This window comes from Frankia sp. CoBUL1 (assembly GCF_978021245.1).
Genome location: NZ_CDXDOS010000024.1, coordinates 1 through 18,297, shown reverse-complemented (window position 1 = coordinate 18,297; position 18,297 = coordinate 1). Strand labels below are relative to the sequence as shown.

The window sequence follows — 18,297 nt, the reverse complement described above, 5'->3', positions numbered from 1 at the left end:
CCCGGGAACGGGTGGTGGGCCGCGGAAGGCTGTGTCGCCCGCGGCCCACCACTCCCGGCCGACCCTCGACCGACCCCCACTAACGCGACTAACTGGCGCCGGATCCGAAGAGCTTCTTGTACATGGCGGACGCCTTCGGGTTCTGACCGCCGTTCGTGATGGTCGAGCAGACGTTTCCGGGAGTGGGGTCGCTGAAGTAGGCGTCGTAGCCCATCACGTCGCTGGCCGCCTTGAAGGTGTCGAACATCTTCTGGATGTAGAAGGGATTGTCGCCACCGCCGTCACCGCTGCAGGAGGCCACCCCCCATTCTCCGACGCCGACCTTCTTCCCGTGCTCCCGGGCGAACCTGATCACGTAGCACAGGCCGTTGACGTCCTCGCACTGCTTGTTCCACGTCGCCTCGTCCTTCGACGGGGGGAAGTGGTCGTAGGCGTCGATGCCGACATAGTCCACGTACTCGTCGCCGGGGTAGGCGCCCCAGGGACTGTTGCCACTGGGCACCGGGGAGGCGTGCGCGTTGAAGGTCCAGTCGATCTTGACTTCGGAGTCGGTGGACCGGATGGCGGTCGCGATCTTCCGGAAACAGTCCCGGAACACCGTCGGGTCGGCGTCCGTATGCCAGTACATGAACGTTCCGTTGAACTCCCAGCCGACCCGGATGATGGAGTCCGCCCGGCCGTGCGCCACGAGGAAGCTGCCGAGCTTCTTCCATTCGGAGTCGTACTCGCCTCGGGCACAGGCGGCGTTGTCGCCCTGGCCCTTGGGGAATGTCGGCTGGCTGATCAGCAGCTTGCCCTGGAAACCCTTGAAGAGATCCACCGGCCAGGCCGGCTCCACCAGCCCGCCCCAGCCCTGGTCGCGGCTCGTGTAGACGTGGACGATGTCGTTCGGCCGGCCGCGCCAGTCACCGAACTCGACGAGCTGCGCGAGCTGATGCGACTGGAACCCCGACAGCCACGGCAGGCCCGACCTCGTCCCACCGGCGCCGGTGCCCGTCGCTCCCGTACCGGGGGTCGGTCTCGACCCGGACGGGGTCGCGGTCGGCGTTGCGGTTCTCCTGGTGGGGGCGGTCGAGCTGGCGCTCGCGGACGGCGCGGGCGAGACGGCCGGGCTCGGCGAGGTGCCCACGGACGTGTCCTGCTGCCTGGGAGACGGCGATGTCGAGGGCGCCGTCTTCACCACCGGCTCGTCGGGAAGATCCGGAGCGGCCTGGAACGCCCGGGCGGCCGCCTCCGGTCCGGTCACCTCAAGGGCGTCGGTCGCCGTGGCCGTGCCCTGGGTGGCCTTGACGTTGACGGTTCCCGCGAAATCCGCCGGCACCCGGAAGCCGAGGATGAAACGGCCGTCGGCGTCCGCCCGGGTGAGCGCGCGGCCACTGCCCGCGTCGCCCCCCGCCCGGCTGGATCCGCTCGTCGCGGATGGCGACACGGTCGGAGTCGGCGACGGTGACTTTCCCGCGGCGCGGGCCAGCGGGGTGACCGCCTGGAGGAGACCCACCACGAACATGGCTATCAGGCCGATCCGGGCTCCGGTCCGGACCCGGCGCTGGGTGTGGATCCGGCCGCTGCGGGGTCGTCGATGGGCTGAGGGAATCGGCAGGCCGACCGGAGGGGCGGGTCGGCCGCGGATGATCGAGGCCATGCTCGCGCGCTGCCTTTCGGTGTTGGCGTGACATGCTCCCGTCGGATCCCCCGGCGCGCGACGGCGGAGCATGGCCGGACCACGACCCACGATGGGGCGTCCCCTCCGAGCGGACCGCTCGCACGGCAACCGCTCAGCGCTCCACCGGACTCGACCCGTGCCTCACCAGGCGAGTCGACCGGGCACCGTCAGGTGCCCGTCCGTGAACCCGACCGTCTCCGGCCTCGCAGCCGGAACGATTCGACAGGTGCTCCACCCAGGTAACCGATACACACCTGGGCGGTACTGGGACTAGGAGTGATGAGGCCAATCGTAAACGGCGCATCCCAGCCAAGGAACAGCACCCTCATGAATACTTTCCGTAGTAGCGCATATGTTGCAGATCTGGTGCCACAAAGCCCGGGATGGCCGCCATAAATCAACGGAAGAACAAGAAGAAATGGGCCGGAGCGGACCACGGAGAGCACATCCACCTGGGATCGCTCCGGATCATCGAATGACCAGTGCGTCGTCCGGTGGTTGGGTGATGGTCCATCCAGTCGGGTGCACCAGCGCGGGCAACAGCCGGACTCCCCAGGGCAGCTGGGCGCTGTCCAGGGTGACGTCGATGGTCCGGGTGCCGGCCTGGTCCACAGCGGCGAGCCGAGACAGCTCGTGGGCCTCCGCGGCAGCCCGCGGCGGTACGGTTCCCGGCCGCGCGAACAGGATCAGATCTCCGGCCGGACCGGTGGTGTGCACCTGCACCCGTAGGGTGCGCCGCCGCCAGCCGGCCCTGCTCACGGTGTAGGTGACAGTCGGCTGGACGGCCGGTGCCGGAGCCTGCGGCGGCGGCGACGTGGGGCTGGTGGGCGAACCCGACGTCGGGCCCGACGGCGGGCGGAGGGGGCCGGTGGCCAGGGGCTGCGGGTAAGTGCCCGTCGCCGCGGGCAACGGCACAGCACCCGTCGCCGCGGGCAACGGATAGCCCCCGGTGCGGGGCTGGGTCGGCCCACCCGGCGGCTGCATCGTGATCGGGTCGGCGACGGCACCAACCACCGGCCGGCCCGGGGCCACGCCGGCCGAGGCCACGCCGGCCGAGCCTCCCGGGCTGCTCCCGGACGCCGCCGGCATCGGGGGTGGATCAGGACGCGTCGCGGGGCGCGCCAGCACCGAGACGCCGGCCGCGACCACCCGGGCCACGCCCCCCGACCGGTACACCGGGTAGCAGGCCACGTGATAAGCCCACCCGTCCCGCGGCGCGGCGAGATGCCAGCCGCCCTTGATCTCAAGACTGGTATTGGTGACCTTGGCGCTCGCGGCGTAGGGATCATCCGGTCCGGTCGGCGGTTGGTCACGGCGCCAGAGCACCCGCGCCTCGGTGATCCCCGGTGGCAGCTGGAAGGACAGCACGATCGAGTCGCCTCGATCGTCGGCGCGCAGATCCCGCACGGGTTCGATGGCGAGGTGACGCACGGCCCGGCCGACGACGGCCGTCCCGCCATGGACCGTCAGCGGCGTGTAGATGACCTCGCCGACCTGTGCCGCCTCGCTGACCTGCCCGGAACGGCTCAGCCCCACAAGACGTGACGAATCGGTGATGGCGGCGAGCGACACGTCGCCGCCTTCCGGCCCGATGCCGATCACCGGCAGGGGCCCCGACCCCGGGCAGGGCCACGGGCCGGTGCTGGTCCCGTGAGCGGTGCTGATCGCGTGGGTGACGGCGGCGGGGACGGCCGGCGGCTGCGGCACCGGGGTCGCGTAGATCCGCACCTCCCAGCCGGGCGGCGGCGTCCAGCGCAACGTGGTCCGCCCGGCGGCGGTGACCGCCGTGAGGTCATGGACGGGCCGCGGGCGGGCGGCCACCTCCAGCGTCACCTCGGCCCCGGGGGTCCGGGCCGGGCGTCCCCGCGCGTCCTGGTACTCGACGAAGACGTGGTAACGATAGGTCACGCCGACGACGACATCGGTGTCGTGGAAGAGGCCGCCGGTGCCCCGCGCCCGCCGGGGCAGCTGGCTGACCGCGGCGGGCGGTGCCACCGTCCGCTCCACTGTCACGGCGGCCAGCGCCCCGCCGAGGCTCCAGTCCAGGCGGATCCCGGCGGCGGTGCGCTCGGCCCGCAGGTCGGTGATGTCCCGGGTGAAGACGAGCGGGGCGGTCTCCACCGGCGTGGAACGGCGCTCACCGCAAAGGGCAGTCACCTCGTATCGCACCGGAGTCCAGGCGGGAGCGCCGGCATCGCACAGCTCCGTCGAGCGGGTGGTACCGAGGCTGCTCCGCCCCGGGGCCACCCCCTGGCCGTCACCAGCTTCCACGGACACGACGCGTTCCACCCGGTAGGAGACCGGGCCCCCGACCGAGGGCGAAGCGCGCCACCACAGCTGCACCGAACCGTCGGGGCCCGGCACCGCGGTCAGGTCGGACGGCGGGGAGAGCGGCAGAGCCGCCATCGCCGCGAGCGCCTCCCGGTTGTCCGCCGCCGTCGCGAGGACCGCGGCGAGGGCGGCCTCCTGGTCCTCGGGTGGTAGCGCGCGCCGCCTCGACCCGCCGGCGGATCACCGCCTGGGCGGCAATGAGCTCGGCCAGCACCTCGGCCGGTTTCCGGCCGTCGGGGCCGGGGACGTCGGCGGCCTGTGCCGCGAGCCACCGGGCATCGGCAAGCGCCGCATCCGCCCGGCACGCCGCGCGGGCCCCGGTGAGTGCCCGCCAACCGGCGTCCGCGGCGCCCAGCGCGGCGGAGACCCGGGCTCCCAGTTCCTCCGCCGTCCCGGCGACCGGTCCACCGACGGCGGCCAGCACCGGATGGGCGGTCGTGAGGATCTCGCTGGCCTGGCGGGGATAACCGCCCTCCAGGGCGCGACGCACCGCGACGAGCGCATCGGCCGCCTCCCTGGCCTGGCGCAGGCTGTGCCCGCAGTGCCGGCAGACAACCGCCGCCGCCTCGGTCATCGATCCGCAGGACGGGCAGGTGGTGTAGAGGTCGGTGTCGCAGTACCGGCAGTGCCGCACGGACCCGGCAGCCTCCGGCCGGCCGCATCCCGGGCATACCACGTAGTCGACGACCCCGCCGACGTTCACCGCGGCGCCGAGCTCCCGAGCCGCCTCCAGGACGACGGACTTCGCCTGAGCCGCGGTCAGTCCGCGCCCGGTCGCGAGCGCCGCCCGGACGAGACCCTCGAAGGCGACCGCGGTGAGCTCGCCGTCGAGCACGACGTGTTCCTCGACCGCGGGCCGCAGCTCGTCCACGGCGTCCGCCATCAGCCCAACGGTGTACGCGGCGGGGTCGCCCTCGATCAACCGGGCGGAGACGAGGGCGAGCAGGTCCGCGGTGACCGTCTTCTCCCGGTCATGGGGACGGTGGTGGTTGCCCGCCACCATCCCGGCGTACGCGGCCCGCAGCCGCTCCGGTGAGGCGTCCGGGGCCAGCCCCAGGAAGGCCCACAGCGACGCCGTCGAGACCCGGTCCCCGCCGCGCAGGGCGCGCAGCTCGCCGAGCCGTTCGGAGATCTGCCGGCGGACCTCGGCCGACAGCGGTTCGACGCCCCCGCCGACGGCGTCGATGATGATCTGCTCCCGGCTCAGGCGGGCGTCGAACTCCTCGACCGTCACCCCTGCGGCGACGGCGAGGCGGCGCAGGCCGTCCACCCGGGATGCCGGGATGCCGCCGAAACGCTCCCGGACGGTGGCGAGATAGCCGTCGACCTTGGCGAGACGCTCGGCGTCACCGCTACGCCGGGCTGCCAGCACCCGGGCGCGGACCCGTTCCCGGGAGTCCGCGTCCCGCAGCGGCTCCTCCCATTCCGCCCGCCGACGGACAAGCTCGGCGGCGAGAGTCGCGTACTTTGCCGAGTTGCGTTCCCGCTGCAGGAAGGCGAGCACCCGCACCAGGTGCGCCCCGACGTCGGAGTCGGTGTACGCCACCGTCGGATCGAGACCCGCGAGGAGGAACGGGTCGGCGGTGTCCAGGGAGGCGCGGGCCCGCAGCGGCGCCAGCACCCGCTGGCGATAGCCGCTGCCGTCGAACGCCGCGCTCACCGATCCACCTTCGTCCCACGTGCCCACCGTGCCCACCATGCCCGCCGGGAACCGGCCGGCGGCCCGTCGTCAGGCGCCGATCGTGGAGCGGCCGTCGACCACTCCACACCTGAGAGTACGAAGCCGCGCCTCGGCGCGGGCCGCACGCACTGCGCGCACCCACGTCCCCGCGAGGCCTGTAGGGCGCTCCACCGGACGCGGTGCCTGGTCAGGCTGAACCCTATCCACTCCGGCGTCGGCCGCCGCGGGCCGGAACACTCGTGCGGGAACACTCGTGGGGGAGGCCGAATGGCCCGGCACCGGCATCGATCCGCGGCGGGATCCGATCCGCCGCGGGGTCTCAGTCCCGCTGCTTGAGCAGGCTGACCTTTGCCGACTCGACGGCCCGCATCTCCTCCGAGCCGACCCCGGCGCGCACCTCCAGCACCAAGGGAGTGGCCGCGCCCTCGTGCGAGGCGGTGACCTGGATCGTCTGGTCCCCGCCCATCGTGAAGGTCACCTCAACGGGGGTGCCCAACGGGTGGCCAGACGGAATCCCGCTGATGGAGCCGGCGACGATCACTTTGTTGTCGTCGATCGCCGTGGACTCGGCGGTGGTGCCCTGCTCGAAGACCCGGATGTCCACCTCGGCCTGATCGTCGACGACGGTGTAGAAGGTCCGGGTGACGGCGATAGGCAGCGGGTCGTTCTGGTGGGCGAGGAAGGCCGCGACCGGTGTGCCCCGGTCCTCGGCGAAGATCCCGAAGCCACGTGACGTGATGTTCGTCACTTTCGTGCGGACGAGATCGACCACGGAGGCGGTCGCGAGTCCCGCCTCCTCGGCGCTGGCTGCGGCCGCCTTCTCCACGTCCACGGCGTCGGCTGCGGCGAGTTCCTGGTCGGGACGTAGATGCCCGCTGGCGACCAGGTCCGCGTGGACCTCGCGCTCCAGTGCCTTCTTCTGCCCGTACACCGCGGCGCCCTTGGCGACGGCGAGATCGGGATCGGCAAGCCGCGAGGTGAGCCCGAAGGACTCCTGCAGCCGGCGGGCCACCGCCGGTGTCTTGCTCATGCCCCCCACCAGCAGGCACAAGTCGATCTTCTCGACGCCCTTCTCCCGGGCCCGCGCCAGCACCGAGCCGGTCAGGTCGATGGTGCGCCGCAGCAGCGGGCCGGTGATCTCCTCGAAGACGGTCCGGGTCACCGGCACGCTTGTGCGTCTGCCGTTGTGCACGACCAGCACGTCGACGCTGTCCCGGCCGGACAACGCCAGCTTCGCGTCCTCGGCCGCGGCCAGCAGCTCCTGCTCGTCGTAGACGTCGTCGAGCGGGTCGCCCGCGTCGGGCTGCGCCTCGGTGAACTTCTGCGCCAGGTAGCGGACGAGTTCGTTGTCCCAGTCCGCGCCGCCCAGCTCGTGGTCGCCATCCGTGGCGACCACGGTGATCGCGCCCTCGCTCAGCCTGATGACCGTGGTGTCGAACGTGCCACCGCCGAGGTCGTAGACCAGCACGGTCGACTCCTCGGCCCCGTCCTGGCCGAATCCGTAGGCGAAGGCGGCGGCGGTCGGCTCGTTGATGATGTCGACCACGTTGAGGCCGGCGAGCTCGCCGGCCAGCTTCGTCGCCTTGCGCTCCTCGTCACCGAAGTACGCGGGCACGGTGATCACTACATCGGCGACCGGGACACTGGTCGCGCGTTCGGCGTCCGCGGCGAGCGCCTTGAGCACCAGGCTCGACACCGCGGCAGCGCTGTACTCCTCGTCATGCGCCACGAACCGCCAGTCCGACGCGCCCATGTGCCGCTTGACCAGCCGGGCGACGTCGTCGGGACGGATGCGAGCCTGGCGCTTGGCCTGGGTTCCCACCACGAAAGAGGTTGGGCCCTCCGCCCCAGTGTCGAACAGGACGACCGAAGGCGTCGTCGGCTGGGACTCGATGTTGCGGATCACTTCCGGTCGGCCGTACTCGTCGACCTGGGCAATGCAGGAGTAGGTCGTGCCCAGGTCGATCCCGAACACCTTGGTGCCTGCCACCGTCTAATTCTTCCCTTCACAAGCCTCGTACCTCCGCGGCTCAGCGCGATCGGTAGACCTCGGTCTCCACCGGTCGGACGACCGTGGTCTCGCCGCGGACGAAACCCGGACGAACGGTACGAGCGATCGTCCCGTCCCGTCCCGGGTCGTCCGTCGGCACCCGACGCACCCCCAGGTGCCGCGCCGGGTCGAAGGTCCCGCCCGGCACCGCCGTGTACGGGCGGACGTCCACAGCGACATCGAGCACCTGGAGCAGCTGCTTACGCAGGATGCCGGCGACACTCTGCGGATCGTCGGCCCCCAGGCTACCCATTTGATCATGAAGTCGAATCAACCCCCGCAGAAGGGGGGCCATGGCTTCGGTAAGCTCACCACTACGTAGCCGGGCATTCTCGGCATGCAATCGGTCCACGAGTTGGGTATCGCGGCGCCGTAGCCGGGTCAGTTCGTCAACGCGGCTCGCGAGGCGTTCCAGCGCCACCGCCTGGACAGCACCGATCGAACCCACCAGATCCGTCCCGCCGCCGTCAGCGCCCGGACGGTCCACGGGGCAGTCCTGATCCGCCGAACCGTCCTGAGGAACCTGATCATCCTGAGCCGCGGTGCCGCCATGGTCGACCGGGCCGCGCTCCGCATCCCGTTGATCCGGGCCCGTCGGAGACCGTGTCGGCGTCGCCGGTCCGGCGTGCTCGGATGCCACGGCCGACTCCGGGTCGTCGGGCCGGACCTCGTCGGGGCCACCCGCCCCGAGGTCCCCGCCCTCGGGACCGGTCTCGCGCCACTCAGCCTCCGGCAGGTCATCGGCCTCGCGCGGATCGGTCGCCTCGTACGCGGGCGCGCCCCGAGAGCCCGCGACGGAGCGGTGTTCCTCCCGCGCCCCATACCTCGATCCGGCATGGTCCCCGTAGCCACTCGACCCGCCGTGGCTTGGCTGCGAGGGGGACCATGCCGGGGCGTTCCGTCCCGGGAACCGGTCCTCCCTCGGCGGATGGGCGTCCACCGGAACCTGCCCTCTCCGGCCCCGTTCCCAGCCGCCCGCCCGCGAAGGACCGGTGTACGCCGGGTCGGCCTGGCCCGGATCGGCGCCGCTCACCGGCCCGCCGCAATCATCGGCGGAGTATCGTCCGGGCAGCTCCCGGCCTCGCCCGGAAGCCGGGTCACGATCAGGATGAGATCGGTGCTCGGGATGGGCCCGCTGGTCGCAGCTCGCACGGTCGGCGCGCGCCTGCTCGGGCGAGGGCTCGCGACGTGGCTGGAACATCGAGTATCGATCCTCCTCGCCGACGGGCGGCGGGACCGGATGGCTCATCGCGGACTACCGGCGTCACTTGCGGCCGGCAGTCCAGTTCAGGCCCCAGCCGTAGGCCTCGTCGAGCTCGCGGTGACCGCTGACGTAGCGGACCTCCCGGCTGACCTTGAAGTCGTTGCCGGTGTTGGTCAGCAGGGCGATGGCGCACATCCGGGCGCCACCGGCCTGCTCGTCCAGCCGGACCTCGATCGGGGCACCCTGCGCCGGAGTCAGAGTAACCACCGCGTCGGCCTGGTCGAACGAAGCCACCCCCTCGTAGATGAAGGCGAACACGAGGATGCGGCGGATCTGGGAGATGGCTGCGAGGTTCACGTACAGGTTCTCGCCACCGACCGCGGCGCCCGTGCGGTCGTCCGCGTCGAGGTTGATGAAGGGGGGATCCGCGAAGGAGCCGAACGCATCACCCAAGGCCTGGACCACACCCGCACGGCCGTCGGAGAGCTCGAACAACGCGGCGAGGTCGAGATCAATGCCGCCGCCCGCGGCGCCCAGCACCCGCTTGAGGAAGCCGCCCTTCTGCTGGCCGCCGCCCGGCTGCTGGTTCCAGTTGAGGTTCACGTGCAGCCGCCCGCCACCACCCTGTTTGCTCAGCGAGACGGTCGGCGCGGATTTCGTCAGTGTCACCTTGCTCAGCGAGACCGGGCCGGAACCGGCCGCCGGTGTGGCGGGACGTTTGCTGTAGTCGATGCCCATGATCCGCTCCCTCGCGGTAGCTGGGTGTCATCCATGATCAGGTGATCATCGCCTGGCAGGATCGGACGCCAGTACCCGACGATGTCACATCCGCGGCGGCGCTCTCCAGACCGGCCACCCGGGCCCGGTGCGCCGGCCGGCGCACGGCCGCTACATCGGGGCGCCGACGGCCTTCCGTGGCTGCCCCGGGCCGCCCTCGTCCTCGCCCGGGACGGACCCGGCACCCGCCAAACCGCGCTCGGCGGACCGGTGGCGGATGGAGGACAGCAGCGACAGACCGATGAAGGCCACCCCGATGAGACCGGTGACGATCTCCGGAACCTCGGTCTCGATCGAGATGGCCAGGATGATGGCCAGCGCCCCGATCGCATAGTGGGCACCGTGCTCGAGGTAGATGTACTCGCCGAGAGTGCCCCGCCGGACCAGGTAGACGGTCAGGGACCGGATGTACATCGCGCCGATCCCGAGACCGGCCGCGATGACGAAGATGTTCTGGGAGATCGCGAAGGCGCCGACGACCCCGTCGAACGAGAACGACGCGTCGATGACCTCGAGGTAGAGGAAGAGGAACGCGGCGGCCTTGCCGGTGGCGAGCACCAACTTCGGCGGGCCGGCGGTACCGTTCGACCGGACCGGGGCCAAGCCTGCCGAGCCGGCCGGCTTGGCGGCGTAATCGTCGTCATCGTCCTCGGCGCCCACACCGCGGGCCTCGAAGAACTCGCCGAGTCCCCGCACGCCCAGATAGGTCGCGAGCCCCGCCACCCCGGAGAGCAGCACCTGCTGCTGGTGGTCGCCGGCGAAGGCCTGGCCAACCACCAGCAGGGCGATGAGCCCGAGCACGATCGGAACCACATCGAGCTGGCCCGCCCTGCGCAGCGGCTCCTCCAGCTTCTTGATCCACTGGATCTCCCGTTCGGGGTCGAACAGGAAGTCCAGGAACAGCATGAACAGGAAGATCCCGCCGAACGCGGCGATGGCCGGATGCGCGTCACCCAGTTTCTCCGCGTACCGGGCACCGTCGTTCAGCGCCAGGTCGAAGACCTCGAGCGGACCGAGATGCGCGGTCAGCGCCACGATGGCGATCGGGAAGATCAGACGCATGCCAAACACCGCGATCAGGATGCCGAGCGTCAGGAAGATCCTCTGCCAGAACTGGCTCATCCGGCGGAGGATCGTCGCGTTGATGACGGCGTTGTCGAAGGACAAACTGATCTCGAGCACCGCGAGGATCGCGACGAGCGCCGCGTTCCTGGGGCCACCGATCACCCCCGCCGCGGCCACCCCGATAACGGTGATCGCCAAGGACCATCCGAAGATTCGCAAGGCGTGCACGCCTACCAACACCCTCCCGGACCGGTCGCCAGACCCCGGCCGCGCCGCGCGGGCGGATCCGCGGTCCGTCGGATCCCGCATCGCTCAAGCATCGCCGGAGACCGCGTCGTCCCGCGGCCTGCTGGCCCGGTGCGGCGGTCGTCGGCATCGTAACTGCTCGTCTGGTGGGCGCGACCTGACAAAAGTGCTACACCCGATGTGTATCGCTCTACCTGTACATGTCACCCACCCGCGACCGGACCCATAGCATCCGGTCATTACCACGCCGGCAGGCGCGGCCGGACCCACCGGCCCGGTCGGACCCAGTGACCCGGTCGGACCCGGTCGCCTGACCGAGCCCGACCGCGCATCCGGGGTTCAGGCGTATCCGGGGTTCAGACGTTGACGCCGAAGTCGCGCGCGATCCCGGCCAGACCCGAGGCGTAGCCCTGTCCGACGGCTCGGAACTTCCAGTCCGCGCCGTGCCGGTAGACCTCGCCGAACACCATGGCCGTCTCGGTGGAGGCGTCCTCGGTGAGGTCATAGCGGGCGATCTCGCTGCCGCCGGCGCCGTTGACAATCCGGATGAAGGCGTTGCGGACCTGGCCGAAGTTCTGCTGCCGCGAGTCCGCGTCATAGATCGAGACCGGAAAGACAATCTTGTCAATTTCCGCCGGCAGGGACGTGAGGTTCACCGTGATGGCCTCGTCGTCGCCCTCACCCTCGCCGGTCAGGTTGTCGCCCTGGTGCTCGATCGCACCGTCGGGGCTCTTGAGGTTGTTGAAGAAGACGAAGTGCCCGTCCGACACGACCTTGCCGTCGGCCCGGCACGCGATGGCGCTCGCGTCCAGGTCGAAGTCCGCGCCGGTTGTGCTCCGAACGTCCCAGCCGAGCCCGACCAGGATGTTGGTGAGTCCGGGCGCCTCCTTGGTCAGCGACACGTTGCCGCCCTTGCTGAGGCTGACTCCCACTGCTCCTCCTGCTGTGCGTTGTTCGAAAGGGCTGCCGTTCAGATGTTGCCGCCGTTCAGATGTTTCGGGGGCCGCTCGAGCGGCCCCCCGCGGAAGCCGGCGACCCGAGGCGAGGTGCGCCCCGGGTGTCCCCCGGTGTCCGGGCGCCGGCAGCCTACTGCGCGGCGTGAACGCCACAGTGACTCTCCGCCCACGAAGGCCACGTGGCCGGAGTACTGTGCCCTGCGGGACGAACGAGTGGGCCACGAGGTTCCCGCAGCCGGTGCCACACCGCCCCGTAGCCGCGCCGGCTGCGCCCGAATCGTCCCGGTGCCGCCCGCCCGCCACGATCGGGCCACCCCTTTACGTGCCGGCAACCGCGGCGGAACACCACCCGAGCTACCCCGACCCCGTCACACAACATCACCACAATGATTTCGGAATGCGCCGGGCGTCCGCCGCCGGGACCCCGGTGACGCTCCGACCTCGACCCCGTACCCGGAGCACCGCAACAGAGGAGGTTCGGACGTTCGACAGGGCCGCAACTGGGGAACATTGCCTTCAGCGCGGGCCATCCGGGCGGGACGGACCGACCCATCCCAACGACAACAATCGCCCATGCGATGGTCGCGGGCAGTTCACACAGAGGTGTCGCCAATCGCCACGTACAGGGCGGACCATTGAGGTGTGGTTCGTCTGGATAAGGTCGTCATGATGATCGGACGTTCAGTAGGCCGGGTTGTCGTCTCCGATGTGACGCCGACTGTCTCGTGTGGCCAGTGGCCGGCGCGGGCGGTCGCGGGCGAAATTCTCACCGTCGGTGCAACGGTGTTCCGCGAGGGTCATGACCTCATCGGCGCGAACGTCGTGCTGTCAGGTCCCGACGGGCAGGGAACTCCGTTCATCCGGATGCGCTCCGCCGGCCCCGGAACCGACCGTTATGAGGCGGAGATCACCGCTGCGACCGAAGGCCTGTGGGGATATCGGGTCGAGGCGTGGGCCGATCCGGTCGCCACCTGGCGGCACGGTATTGCCCTCAAGGTCGGCGCGGGCCAGAGCACGGACGAACTCGCGGTGGACTTCGAGGACGGTGCGCGCCTGCTGCTGCGGGCCCTGCCCGCAGCCTCCGAACCGCGCCGGGCGGAGATCGCTCTCGCCGTGGCCGCGCTGCGCGACGACGACTGCACCGACCCCCGCGACCGGATCGCCGCGGCCCTCGATCCCCGGCTGGTGAGCCTGCTGGACGCCTGTCCGCTGCGCGAACTGGTGACCCGCTCACCGCTGTACCGGGTGTGGGTGGATCGTCGGCGCGCCCTCCACGGCAGCTGGTACGAGATGTTCCCGCGCTCGGAGGGCGCGAGCCTCGACCCGCCCCGCTCCGGGACCTTCCTCACCGCGGCCGAACGCCTGCCTGCGGTCGCGGCGATGGGCTTCGACGTGGTGTACCTGCCGCCGATCCATCCGATCGGCGAGGTCAACCGCAAGGGTCCCAACAACACCCTCACCCCCGGTCCGACGGACCCCGGCTCGCCGTGGGCCATCGGCAGCGAACACGGCGGCCACGACGCCGTGCATCCCGACCTCGGCACGATCGACGACTTCGACCTGTTCGTCGCCCGGGCACGCTCGCTGGGCATGGAGATCGCGCTGGACCTCGCCCTGCAGTGCGCGCCGGACCATCCATGGGCGAAGCATCACCCGGAGTGGTTCGTCGTGCGTAGTGACGGCTCCATCGCCTACGCGGAGAATCCGCCGAAGAAGTACCAGGACATCTATCCGCTGAACTTCGACGCCGACCCGACCCGGCTCTATCAGGAGATCCTGCGCGTCGTCCGGTACTGGACTGCACACGGAGTACGAATCTTCCGTGTCGATAATCCGCATACAAAGCCCGTCGAGTTCTGGGAATGGCTCATCGCCCAGGTGAAGTCGACCGAACCAGATGTGCTCTTCCTCGCGGAGGCATTCACCCGGCCGGCGATGATGCACACGCTCGCCAAGGTCGGTTTCACCCAGTCATATACCTATTTCACCTGGCGCAATACGAAGTGGGAGCTCGAGAAGTACGCCCGCGAACTGGTGTCGGCCGCGCACTACATGCGGCCGAACTTCTTCGTCAACACCCCGGACATCCTGCCGGAGTACCTGCAGCACGGCGGCCCGGCGGCGTTCCGGATCCGGGCGGTGCTCGCGGCGACGCTGTCGCCGACCTGGGGCGTCTACTCCGGGTACGAGTTGTGCGAGAACACCCCGGCCCGACCGGGCAGCGAGGAGTACCTGGACTCCGAGAAGTACCAGTACCGGCCACGCGACTGGGCCGCGGCGGAGCGTGCGGGCCAGTCGCTCGCGCCGTACCTGACCAGACTCAACCAGATCCGCCGTGCCCACCCCGCCCTGCAGTGGTTGCGCAACCTGCGCTTCCACCATGCCGACGGGGACGAGATCATGGTCTTCTCCAAGCGGGTGGACTCCCTGCGGGCGGACGGCACGGATCCCGGGGACACGGCCGCCGCCGACACCGTGCTCGTCGTCGTCAACCTCGACCCGCACGCTCCCCGGGAGACCACCGTGCGGCTCGACATGCCGGCCCTCGGCCTCGGCTGGGCAGACTCCTTCGAGGTCACCGATGAGATCACTGGTGCCACCTACGCGTGGGGCAAGCAGAACTACGTGCGGCTGGACCCGGCGGTCGAGCCCGCGCACGTCTTCGCTGTGCGGGCCCGGTCGTGATGGATTCTGAGCCTCTCAGCGAACCGATCGGCGACCACACCCCCGGCCCGGCCCCCGCCATGCCGGTCGGGGGGACTTTACGCGACCCACACTGGTTCAAGCGAGCCGTGTTCTACGAGGTACTCATCCGCGGCTTCGCGGACTCCAACGGCGACGGCACGGGGGACATTCGCGGCCTGATCTCCAGGCTCGACTACCTGGAGTGGCTCGGTGTCGACTGTCTATGGCTGCTACCGATCTACTCCTCGCCGTTGCGTGACGGCGGCTACGACATCAGTGACTACTTTCAGATCCTGCCGGAATTCGGTGACCTCGGCGACTTCGTCAGCCTGGTTGACGAGGCCCACCGCCGGGGCATCCGGATCATCGCGGATCTGGTGATGAACCACACCTCGGACGCCCATCCCTGGTTCCAGGCGTCCCGCTCCGACCCCGACGGGCCGTTCGGGGACTTCTACGTCTGGTCCGACAGCGACGAGCTGTACCCGGACGCCCGGATCATCTTCGTGGACACCGAGAAGTCGAACTGGTCGTGGGATCCGGTCCGCGGTCAGTACTACTGGCACCGTTTCTTCTCCCACCAGCCCGACCTGAACTATGACAACCCCGAGGTCCAGGAGGCGATGCTGGAGGTTCTGCGCTTCTGGCTCGATCTTGGCATCGACGGCTTCCGGCTCGACGCGGTCCCCTACCTCTATGTCCGGGAGAACACCAACGGCGAGAACCTGCCGGAGACCCACGAGTACCTCAAGCGGGTCCGCAAGGAGGTCGACGCCAAGTACGCCGACCGGGTGCTGCTCGCCGAGGCAAACCAGTGGCCCTCCGACGTCGTCGAGTACTTCGGCAACGACGACGAGTGCCACATGGCGTTCCACTTCCCGTTGATGCCGCGCATCTTCATGGCGGTCCGGCGGGAGTCCCGCTACCCAATCTCGGAAATTCTTGCTCAGACGCCCCAGATCCCGCCGAACTGCCAGTGGGGCATCTTCCTGCGCAACCACGACGAGCTGACGCTCGAAATGGTGACCGACGAGGAACGGGACTACATGTGGGCCGAATACGCGAAAGATCCGCGTATGAAAGCCAACATCGGCATTCGTCGCCGGCTGGCGCCGCTGCTGGACAACAGCCGTGACCAGATGGAGCTGTTCACCGCGCTCCTGCTCTCGCTGCCCGGCTCGCCAGTGCTGTACTACGGCGACGAGATCGGGATGGGTGACAACATCTACCTGGGCGACCGGGACAGCGTCCGGACTCCGATGCAGTGGTCACCGGATCGTAACGCCGGTTTCTCCACCGCGGACCCGGCCCGACTGTACCTTCCCCTGATCATGGATCCGGTCTACGGTTATCAGGCCCTGAACGTCGAGGCCGGACAGCGCATGCCGACCTCGTTCCTGGCCTGGACCAAGCGGATGATCGAGGTACGCAAGCGTCATCCGGTCTTCGGGCTCGGCGACTACACCGAGCTTGGCGCGTCCAATCCCTCGATCTTCGCTTTCGTCCGCGAGTTCGGCGACGACCGGGTCCTGTGCGTCGCGAATCTGTCCCGCTTCGCCCAGCCGGTGGAGCTCGATCTGCGTCGTTTCGAGGGAATGGTTCCGGTGGAGCTGCTCGGCCGGGTGCACTTCCCGCCGATCGGCGAGCTTCCCTACCTGCTGACACTGCCAGGTCACGGACATTACTGGTTCGCGGTGACCAGACCGGGGGAATTCACCCCCTAGCCGCGTTGGGCGGACCGGGGCAACGGAGGCCGTCGGGGCGGTCGGGCAAGGAACAGCCAAGGAGCACTGGAACCGCCTGAACGGCGTGCGGCCCGGCCCGGGTCGGGCAAAAGGCTGCTATGGAGGCAGTGGACGTTAGGTTAGCTGGCATAATGATCGTTGAGGACGGGCACCGGGAGGTCGATGATGGGTGACCACCACGCGGAACTGACCGGCCTGTTGCACGAGTGGCTCCCCCGGCAGCGCTGGTTCGCCGGGAAGGGCAGATCCGGGGGCGGCCTGCGGATCCGCCACGACGTCATGGTCTTCGAACCGCTACGGCTGCTCGTCGTTGACGTCGACTACGACCACGGTCCGTCGGACCATTACCAGGTTCCGGTGGTCATCCGCTCGGACGCGCCCTTCGGCCACGAGGGCTTCCTGATCGGCGAGAGTGCCGGCGGCTTGGTCTACGACGGCCTGCACGACCCCGATGGCAGCTCGGCCCTGCTGAGTTTCCTCCGCCGGTCGACACACCGCGACGGCCTCGTCGCCGAGGCGCTGGAACCACTGGACATCCTGCCTGCCCACGCCGTCGGCGCCGAGCAGTCCAACACCTCGATCGTCTACGGCGACGCCTACATCCTCAAGGTGTTCCGGCGGCTCTGGCCGGGCGTCAACCCCGATCTGGAGGTGACCCGGGCGCTGGCGGAGACGGGCAGCACGCACGTGGCCCGCCCCGTCGCCTGGTACTCCGGCCGTGTCGACGGGACACCGACCACCTTCGGACTCCTCCAGGAGTACCTGCGCAGCGGTACCGAGGGCTGGCGACTGGCGCTGGCCAGCGTGCGCGACCTGTACGCCGAGGCCGACCTGCACGCCGACGAGGTCGGCGGCGACTTCGCCGCGGAGGCCGAGCGGCTGGGTACCGCCACCGCCGAGGTGCACGCCGACCTCGCCCGGACGCTGCCGACGAGGCCCGCGACCGCCGATGCCCTGCGCTCCCTGGTGACCTACCTGCATGGCCGGCTGGATGCGGCGGTCGAGGCCGTCGCCGAGCTGCGTCCCTTCGAGGCGGCGATCCGCAAGAGCTACGACGAGGTGACGGGGGCGTCGGCGCAGGCCGTCCATCCCCGGCCCTTCCAACGGCTGCACGGCGATCTGCACCTGGGTCAGGTCCTGCGGGTCGACTCGGGCTGGGTGCTGTTCGACTTCGAGGGGGAGCCAGTCCGCCCGGTCGCCGACCGCGTGGGGCTGGAATCGCCGCTGCGCGACGTCGCCGGGATGCTGCGCTCGTTCGACTACGCGGCCCGGTCGATGCTGATCGAACGCGGTGACGAGCCGTCGTTGGCCTACCGCGCCCAGGAGTGGGCAGATCGCAACCGGGAGGCGTTCTGCCGGGGCTACGGTGCCGCGGCCGGCCGCGATCCTCGTGCGGATGCCGTGGTGCTGCGTGCGTTCGAGCTCGACAAGGCCGTGTACGAGATCCTGTACGAGGCCCGCCACCGACCGGGGTGGATCGGGATCCCGCTGTCCTCGGTGGAACGACTGACCCGGTCCAGCCCGTCGGCGGGGTAAGCCATGGCCCGGCCCGGGCCGTGGCGGCCGCCCGGCAGCGGTGCCGGCACCCGGACGCGGATCAGCCAGAAGACCCGACAGAAGACCCGAAAAATCACCGCGCAGAGAGGCAGGGGTGTCCCAGTGAACAACGGCGACGTCAACAACGGCACGGCGCGGACGGGACGCCTGGCCACCGGGCTCGCCCCCGACCGACCGAACCCCCGAGGGGCGGCCACCGCCGTCCGCAACGGCGGTGGCCGGGTGGCGCTGGCGGACCGCGACGCGTCGTCCGCCAGCGCCCAGCCTGGACAGAACGCCGACGATCCCGCCGTGCCATCGGCCCCACCATCGGCCCTGCCCGCAGACCCGCCCGCAG

The 18,297-nt window shown here is 70.2% G+C and carries 11 protein-coding genes; 4 read left to right on the top strand and 7 right to left on the bottom strand.

Features of this window, described 5'->3' with window-relative positions; translation table 11 throughout:
- Window positions 1-88: 88 nt before the first annotated feature.
- From AC08OX_RS04110 to AC08OX_RS04080, 7 genes are all read right to left on the bottom strand, one after another.
- Complete coding sequence (locus tag AC08OX_RS04110; protein WP_476606584.1) at window positions 89-1,507, bottom strand: glycoside hydrolase family 26 protein; 1,419 nt, start codon at window positions 1,505-1,507, stop codon at window positions 89-91.
- Window positions 1,508-2,131: 624 nt separating this feature from the next.
- Window positions 2,132-4,069, bottom strand: a complete 1,938-nt coding sequence (locus AC08OX_RS04105; protein WP_476606583.1) for a hypothetical protein — start codon at window positions 4,067-4,069, stop codon at window positions 2,132-2,134.
- A gap of 1,925 nt (window positions 4,070-5,994) precedes the next feature.
- Window positions 5,995-7,665: an Hsp70 family protein gene (locus tag AC08OX_RS04100; RefSeq protein WP_476606582.1), complete on the bottom strand. Its 1,671-nt coding sequence runs from the start codon at window positions 7,663-7,665 to the stop codon at window positions 5,995-5,997.
- Window positions 7,666-7,705: 40 nt separating this feature from the next.
- Complete coding sequence (locus AC08OX_RS04095) at window positions 7,706-8,758, bottom strand: hypothetical protein (RefSeq protein WP_476606581.1); 1,053 nt, start codon at window positions 8,756-8,758, stop codon at window positions 7,706-7,708.
- A gap of 231 nt (window positions 8,759-8,989) precedes the next feature.
- Window positions 8,990-9,667 carry a TerD family protein gene (locus tag AC08OX_RS04090; RefSeq protein WP_476606580.1) on the bottom strand — a complete coding sequence of 226 codons (678 nt, stop codon included), beginning with the start codon at window positions 9,665-9,667 and terminating at the stop codon, window positions 8,990-8,992.
- 150 nt (window positions 9,668-9,817) lie between these two features.
- Window positions 9,818-10,999: a DUF475 domain-containing protein gene (locus tag AC08OX_RS04085; RefSeq protein WP_476606579.1), complete on the bottom strand. Its 1,182-nt coding sequence runs from the start codon at window positions 10,997-10,999 to the stop codon at window positions 9,818-9,820.
- Window positions 11,000-11,373: 374 nt separating this feature from the next.
- Complete coding sequence (locus AC08OX_RS04080) at window positions 11,374-11,949, bottom strand: TerD family protein (RefSeq protein ID WP_011438053.1); 576 nt, start codon at window positions 11,947-11,949, stop codon at window positions 11,374-11,376.
- 690 nt (window positions 11,950-12,639) lie between these two features.
- On the opposite strand from AC08OX_RS04080, the gene AC08OX_RS04075 reads away from it, so the two are divergent.
- From AC08OX_RS04075 to AC08OX_RS04060, 4 genes are all read left to right on the top strand, one after another.
- Entirely contained in the window at window positions 12,640-14,658 is a 2,019-nt protein-coding gene (locus tag AC08OX_RS04075) for an alpha-1,4-glucan--maltose-1-phosphate maltosyltransferase (RefSeq protein WP_476606578.1), read from the top strand.
- Window positions 14,658-16,382: a maltose alpha-D-glucosyltransferase gene (gene treS / locus AC08OX_RS04070; RefSeq protein WP_011438055.1), complete on the top strand. Its 1,725-nt coding sequence runs from the start codon at window positions 14,658-14,660 to the stop codon at window positions 16,380-16,382. Before AC08OX_RS04075 ends, treS begins: the two co-directional genes overlap by 1 nt.
- 186 nt (window positions 16,383-16,568) lie before the next feature.
- Entirely contained in the window at window positions 16,569-17,939 is a 1,371-nt protein-coding gene (locus AC08OX_RS04065; protein ID WP_476606577.1) for a maltokinase N-terminal cap-like domain-containing protein, read from the top strand.
- Between the two features lie 123 nt (window positions 17,940-18,062).
- Window positions 18,063-18,297 (top strand): hypothetical protein (locus AC08OX_RS04060; RefSeq protein ID WP_476606576.1); only part of this gene is annotated, 235 nt, incomplete at its 3' end.